Here is a 6,876-nt window from a genome sequence, read left to right as displayed (position 1 = left end):
CCTTCGACCTCGGTGATGCCAGCAACCAGAGCTGGGCCGTGGCCGCCGGCGATGACAACAGCCTGCTTAACGAAATCAACACCTACCTCGACAAAGTAAAGCAAAACGGCACCCTGCAACGCCTCAAAGACCGCTACTACGGGCATGTCGACGTACTCGGCTATATGGGCGCCACCACCTTCGCCCAGCACTTGCAGCAACGACTGCCCAAATACGAACAGCACTTCAAGGCGTCCGCCAAGAAAGAAAAAGTCGACTGGCGCCTGCTGGCGGCGATCGGTTATCAGGAATCGCTGTGGCAAGCGGCGGTCACGTCCAAGACCGGCGTGCGCGGATTGATGATGCTGACCCAGAACACGGCGCAAGCCATGGGCGTTTCCAATCGCCTAGACCCCAAGCAGAGCATCATGGGCGGCGCGAAATACCTGGTCTACATGAAGGATCAACTGGACGAGTCGATCCAGGAGCCGGATCGTACGTGGTTCGCGCTGGCCGCCTACAACGTGGGCAGCGGTCACCTGGATGACGCGCGCAAACTGGCGGCCAAGGAAGGGTTGAATCCGGACAAATGGCTGGACGTGAAGAAAATACTGCCCCGCCTTTACGCATGGGCCACCAGCGCATGGCCGATGTTCAGTTCGTTGATGCCCTTGATTGCCGCAACAGCCTCGACGTTGTGATAGTGCAAACCGTGGCCGGCGTTGACGATCAGGCCTTGGGCCAGACCGAATGCCACGCCATCGGCCACACGCTTGAGCTCTTCAGCAACTTCGGTTGGCGTCTCGGCGTCCGCGTAAYGCCCGGTGTGCAATTCAATGGCCGGCGCGCCGACACGGCGGGACGCCTCAATCTGCCGCTCGTCAGCGTCGATGAACAGCGACACTTCGCAGCCAATCTTCGCCAGGCGATCCACCGCCGCCTTGATCCGCGCTTCCTGCCCCGCTACGTCCAGACCGCCTTCAGTGGTCAGTTCCTGACGGGTTTCCGGCACCAGGCAAACGTGCRCCGGGCGGATACGCTCGGCGAACGCCATCATTTCTTCGGTGACGCCCATTTCGAAATTCATGCGGGTTTGCAGCACGTCCTTGAGCAGCAGGACATCGCGCTCCTGAATGTGCCGGCGGTCTTCACGCAGGTGCACGGTGATGCCGTCAGCGCCCGCCTCTTCCGCGTCCAGCGCTGCCTTGACCGGATCCGGGTAACGAGTACCCCGGGCCTGACGCAGGGTGGCAACGTGGTCGATGTTCACGCCAAGAAGAATGCGATTGCTGGTGGTCACGGAAGCGCTCCTGAAGAAGGGGGAAGTTCGGTGCACAGCATACGGGGAGACTACGGCTTTCGAAACAACTCACGACTAACCAATGGACGCCCACCCAAGTGAACGGCCAACGCCTGACGCATCAAGCGCTTGGCGGCGGACAGCGCACCGGGCGCGGACCAGTCGGCATCGGCCATGGCCAGCAGTTCGGTACCGTTGAACAGGCCTGGTTGCAACAAGTAAACCCGCTCAAGACCCGCATCCACCTGCAAGCGGTAGAGACCGTCCGGCGCAATGGGGTCGCCATGGATGTCGGTATTCAGCGCGAAGCCATAACCGAGATCATCGAGCAGTCGCCATTCGAAGGAGCGCAGCAATGGTTCCAGTGGTCGACCTTCGGCCAGGGCAAGCAAGGTCGCGGCGTAGTGATCGAAAACCGCGGGATGAGGATCTTCGGCGGGCAGCAAGCGGATCAGCAATTCGTTGAGGTAGAGACCACTGAACAGCGCTTCGCCATTGAGCCAGGTGGAAACGCCGGCGCTTTCCATGCGGCCGACATTCTTCAGTTCGCCCCGGCCACGGAACTCGACTTCCAGCGGCACGAACGGCCGCGCCAACGTCCCGGCCTTGCCCCGCGCACTGCGCAACACCGCCCGCAGCCGACCTTGCGGCGTGAGGAAATCCACCARCGCRCTGCTTTCGCGGTAGGCGCGGGAATGGAGCACGTAGGCGGGTTGGCCGATGGGCGGGCTGGATGACATCAGTTTCCGAATCTCTGGAGATCCACTGTGGCGAGGGAGCTTGTCGGAACGCCGCACCGTCCCGCTGGACTGCGAAGCGGCCCCAAAACCATGCACCTCAGTGTTTCAGGTAAAACCGCGATGCCAGGATTTACAACTGCTTCGCCCGGGCGCGGATCGGCCGAACGGGAGCAAGCTCCCTCGCCACAAAAGCTCGCTCCTACAATTGAATCGATGTGCTGCTGGACGATTTACAGGTCGCCGTAACCCAGCGAACGCAAGGCGCGCTCGTCGTCAGACCAGCCACCTTTCACCTTGACCCACAGATTGAGCATGATCTTGGAGTCGAACAGCAGCTCCATGTCCTTGCGCGCTTCGGTGCCGATGCGCTTGATGCGCTCGCCCTTGTCGCCAATGATGATTTTCTTCTGACCGTCACGTTCAACGAGGATCAAAGCGTGAATGTGCAGGGTTTTGCCCTGCTGCTTGAACTCTTCGATTTCCACGGTGATCTGGTACGGCAGCTCGGCGCCCATCTGACGCATGATTTTTTCGCGTACCAGTTCCGCCGCAAGGAAGCGGCTGCTGCGGTCGGTGATCTGRTCTTCCGGGAAGAAGTGATCGTTTTCCGGCAGGTGMTCGGCGATCACYCGCTCCAGCGYGTCRAGRTTGTGCCCRTGCTGSGCYGARATCGGCATGATCTGCGCRTTCGGCAGCTGTTCCTGCAACCAGGTCAGGTGCGGCATCAGCTCGGATTTGTCTTCGATGCGGTCGGTCTTGTTCAGCGCCACGATCAGCGGACCGGTCACGTACTGAACGCGCTCGAGGACCATCTGGTCTTCGTCGGTCCACTTGGTACGGTCAACCACGAAGATCACCACGTCGACGTCTTTCAACGCCGCCGAAGCGGTCTTGTTCATGTAACGGTTCAGGGCCTTTTCGCCGCCCTTGTGCATACCCGGGGTGTCGACGTAGATCGCCTGAACGTCGCCTTCGGTCTTGATGCCCAGCATGTTGTGGCGGGTGGTCTGCGGCTTGCGTGAGGTGATCGCCAGTTTCTGACCCAGAATGTGGTTCAGCAGCGTGGACTTGCCCACGTTGGGACGGCCGACGATGGCAACATAGCCACAGCGAGTTGCGGTTGAATCAGTCATTGCCATTCTCCACACCCAGGGCAATCAGTGCTGCGGCGGCCGCTACCTGTTCGGCAATACGACGACTCACACCCTGACCTCGGCTTTTTTCATTCAGTAAGATGATTTCACATTCGACGAAGAACGTCCGGCAATGCGGCTCACCCTGGATATCCACCACTTCGTAACGCGGCAGCTCACAACCACGGGACTGCAGGAATTCCTGCAGGCGGGTTTTCGGATCTTTGTTGGTGTCGACCAGCGTCAGGCCTTCGAACTCTCCGGCCAGCCAGGCCAGCACGCGTTCGCGCGCCACCTCCATGCCGGCGWCCAGGTAGATCGCACCGATCAGCGCTTCGAGGGCATCGGCCAGAATCGACTCGCGACGGAAACCGCCGCTTTTCAATTCGCCGGAGCCCAGGCGCAGGTATTCACCCAGGTCGAAACCACGAGYCAGTACGGCCAGGGTCTCACCTTTCACCAGGCGTGCGCGCAAACGCGACAACTGGCCTTCACGGGCCAGCGGGAAGCGATCGAACAGCGCCTCGCCGGCGACGAAATTGAGGATGGCATCGCCGAGGAATTCCAGGCGTTCGTTGTTGCGCCCGGCAAAACTGCGGTGAGTCAGGGCCAGGACCATCAGTTCCTGATCCTTGAAGGTGTAACCGAGCTGACGCTCGAGACGGCTTAAGGAGACGCTCACGGTTTACCCACGCTGAGTTCGTGGTTGGATTCCACCGCCAGGGCCTTGATGCGGCGCAGGCTTGGGACAATTAACGCTGTGTTCAAAAATAACGTCCTGAATATCGTTGTTTTCATGCTCCTGTCGCCGATTGTGCCGACTCCAGAAATGCATTCGGCGCTGTGTTCAACAGCGCCGTGTGTGATTACTTGATCAGACCAACCCGCGAGAAATTCGGCAGGTGACCGAGTTTGGGTTCCGGCCAGCTCATCCAGACTGCGAAGGCCTTGCCGACGATATTCTTGTCGGGAACCATGCCCAGCAGATCCTTGGGAATGCTCGGATCATCCCAGTAGCGACTGTCGTTCGAGTTGTCGCGGTTGTCGCCCATCATGAAGTAGTGCCCGGCCGGCACGGTCCACGAATGGTCCGGCGTTGCGCGGTAGCGGCTCATTTCCTTGCGGATCAGGTGCTCGGCGGCGCCAAGTTTTTCCTTGTAGAGCTCAGCGCTACCCAACGTGCCCGGCTCGGAGCCGACCAGTTGTTCGGCAATCGACTCACCATTGACGAACAGACGCTTGTCGGCGGTGTAGCGAATCTGATCGCCCGGCAGGCCCACTACACGCTTGATGTAGTTGACGTTCGGGTCGCTCGGGTAGCGGAACACCATCACATCGCCGCGCTGCGGATCACCGACTTCGATGACTTTCTTGTCGATCACCGGCAAGCGGATCCCGTAAGAAAACTTGTTCACCAGAATGAAGTCACCGACATCCAGGGTTGGCTTCATCGAGCCGGAAGGAATCTGGAACGGTTCCACCAGGAACGAACGCAGCACCAGCACGATGAACAACACCGGGAAGAACGACTTGCCGTATTCGACCAGCAGCGGCTCTTTGTTCAGTTTCTCGATCACTACCATGTCAGCCTGGCTGACGCTCCCCTGATAGGAGTTGATGGCAGCCCGGCGCCGTGGCGCCAGGAACAGCAGATCGAGCAACGCCAACAGGCCGCAGACGAACACGGCGATGACCAGCAACAGCGGGAAATTTAGTGACATAGGACCTAACTATCCAACCTGAGCACGGCAAGGAAGGCTTCTTGTGGAATTTCCACGTTACCGACCTGCTTCATGCGTTTTTTACCGGCCTTTTGCTTTTCCAGCAGCTTTTTCTTACGGCTGACGTCACCACCGTAGCATTTGGCCAATACGTTCTTTCTGAGTGCCTTGACGGTTGTACGCGCCACAATCTGACCGCCAATGGCGGCCTGGATTGCCACGTCGAACATCTGCCGCGGAATCAGGTCTTTCATCTTCTCGGTCAACTGGCGACCTTTGTAGTGCGAGTTGTCACGGTGCACGATCAGCGCCAGAGCGTCGACCTTGTCGCCGTTGATCAGCACGTCCAGTTTCACCAGGCTGGCCGATTGGTAACGATCGAAATGGTAGTCCAGAGAAGCATAGCCGCGACTGGTGGATTTCAAACGATCAAAGAAGTCCAGCACCACTTCGTTCATCGGCAGGTCGTAGGTCACTTGTACCTGGGAGCCGAGGAACAGCATATCGACCTGTACGCCACGTTTTTCGATACACAGGGTAATGACGTTACCCAAGTGCTCTTGCGGCACAAGAATATTGGCGCGCACGATTGGCTCGCGCATGTCTTCGATGGCAGACAGGTCTGGCAGCTTGGACGGGTTATCGACGTAGATCGTCTCGCCGGTCTTGAGCAGCAGCTCGAAGATTACCGTCGGCGCCGTGGTAATCAGGTCCAGGTTGTATTCGCGCTCCAGGCGCTCCTGGATGATTTCCATGTGCAGCATGCCGAGGAAGCCGCAACGGAAGCCGAAACCCAGTGCGTCTGAGCTTTCCGGTGTGTACTGCAAGGACGAATCGTTGAGGGTGAGCTTTTGCAGCGCCTCGCGGAAGTCTTCGAAGTCGTCGGAGCTGACCGGGAACAGGCCGGCGTACACCTGCGGCTGAATGCGTTTGAAGCCTGGCAGCACATCGACGTCCGGCGTCGAGCTCAAGGTCAGGGTATCGCCCACTGGCGCACCGTGAATGTCCTTGATGCTGGCGATGATGAAGCCTACTTCACCGGCCTTCAGGTCGACGGTAGGGGTGTGCTTCGGGTTGAATACACCGACGCTGTCCACCAGGTGGATCTTGCCGGTGGACTTGACCAGAATCTTGTCGCCCTTCTTCACCCGACCGTGGCGCACACGAACCAGGGAAACAACGCCAAGGTAGTTGTCGAACCAGGAGTCGATGATCAACGCTTGCAACGGATCTTCGATGTTGCCGGTCGGCGCGGGAATGGTGTGAACCAGACGCTCGAGCACTTCATCGACGCCCAGGCCGGTCTTGGCACTGCACTCGACCGCGTCGGTGGCATCGATGCCGATGATTTTTTCGATTTCTTCCTTGACGCGCTCCGGATCGGCCTGTGGCAGGTCGATCTTGTTCAGCACCGGCATGACTTCCAGGCCCTGTTCGATCGCCGTGTAGCAGTTGGCAACCGACTGCGCCTCGACGCCCTGACCGGCATCGACCACCAGCAACGCACCTTCACAAGCCGCCAGCGACCGGCTGACTTCATAGGTGAAGTCGACGTGGCCCGGGGTATCAATGAAGTTCAGCTGGTAGTTAATGCCATCGCGGGCTTTGTAATACAGGGTGACGCTGTGGGCCTTGATGGTGATCCCGCGTTCACGTTCCAGGTCCATGGAATCCAGCACCTGGGCTTCCATTTCGCGCTCGGCAAGGCCGCCGCACATCTGGATGAAGCGATCGGCCAGCGTCGACTTGCCATGGTCAATGTGGGCGATGATGGAGAAATTGCGGATATGACTCAAATCACTCACGGATCAACACTCAAAAAGGCTGCAGGCATAGCCCGCCGAAAAATAGCCGGGAATTGTACCTGATCCACGGCGCAAGCGTCACGTTTGCAGGTCAGACGGCGCCTACAAAAACGCCCCGGTCTTGCGACAGGGGCGTTTTTGGCGACTTTTGTAGGAGCCGGCTTGCTGGCGATGGGGACGCCGCGGTGGGTCTGGATG

The 6,876-nt window shown here is 59.1% G+C and carries 5 protein-coding genes and 2 pseudogenes; 1 reads left to right on the top strand and 6 read right to left on the bottom strand.

Annotated elements, in window-relative coordinates; all coding sequences use genetic code 11:
- Nucleotides 1-602, top strand: a pseudogene (locus AC1DLB_RS18375) (transglycosylase SLT domain-containing protein); the annotation flags it as partial.
- 2 nt (nucleotides 603-604) lie between these two features.
- Here AC1DLB_RS18375 and pdxJ read toward each other — a convergent pair.
- From pdxJ to lepA, 6 genes and pseudogenes are all read right to left on the bottom strand, one after another.
- A pseudogene (gene pdxJ / locus AC1DLB_RS18370) lies at nucleotides 605-1,279 on the bottom strand (pyridoxine 5'-phosphate synthase); the annotation flags it as partial.
- 50 nt (nucleotides 1,280-1,329) lie between these two features.
- Entirely contained in the window at nucleotides 1,330-2,019 is a 690-nt protein-coding gene (gene recO / locus AC1DLB_RS18365) for a DNA repair protein RecO (protein WP_018927087.1), read from the bottom strand.
- 230 nt (nucleotides 2,020-2,249) lie between these two features.
- Nucleotides 2,250-3,152, bottom strand: a complete 903-nt coding sequence (era, locus tag AC1DLB_RS18360) for a GTPase Era (protein WP_477785402.1) — start codon at nucleotides 3,150-3,152, stop codon at nucleotides 2,250-2,252.
- Nucleotides 3,145-3,834: a ribonuclease III gene (gene rnc / locus AC1DLB_RS18355; RefSeq protein ID WP_477785401.1), complete on the bottom strand. Its 690-nt coding sequence runs from the start codon at nucleotides 3,832-3,834 to the stop codon at nucleotides 3,145-3,147. The genes era and rnc overlap by 8 nt, the downstream gene beginning before the upstream one ends.
- A gap of 184 nt (nucleotides 3,835-4,018) precedes the next feature.
- Complete coding sequence (gene lepB, locus AC1DLB_RS18350) at nucleotides 4,019-4,873, bottom strand: signal peptidase I (RefSeq protein WP_018927091.1); 855 nt, start codon at nucleotides 4,871-4,873, stop codon at nucleotides 4,019-4,021.
- Between the two features lie 5 nt (nucleotides 4,874-4,878).
- The gene (gene lepA / locus AC1DLB_RS18345) at nucleotides 4,879-6,678 is read right to left on the bottom strand and encodes a translation elongation factor 4 (RefSeq protein WP_018927092.1); all 1,800 of its coding nucleotides are present in this window, start codon (nucleotides 6,676-6,678) and stop codon (nucleotides 4,879-4,881) included.
- Nucleotides 6,679-6,876 lie beyond the last annotated feature (198 nt).

It is taken from the genome of Pseudomonas sp. 05N434 (genome assembly GCF_056396965.1).
This window is presented reverse-complemented; position numbering and strand designations above follow the sequence as displayed.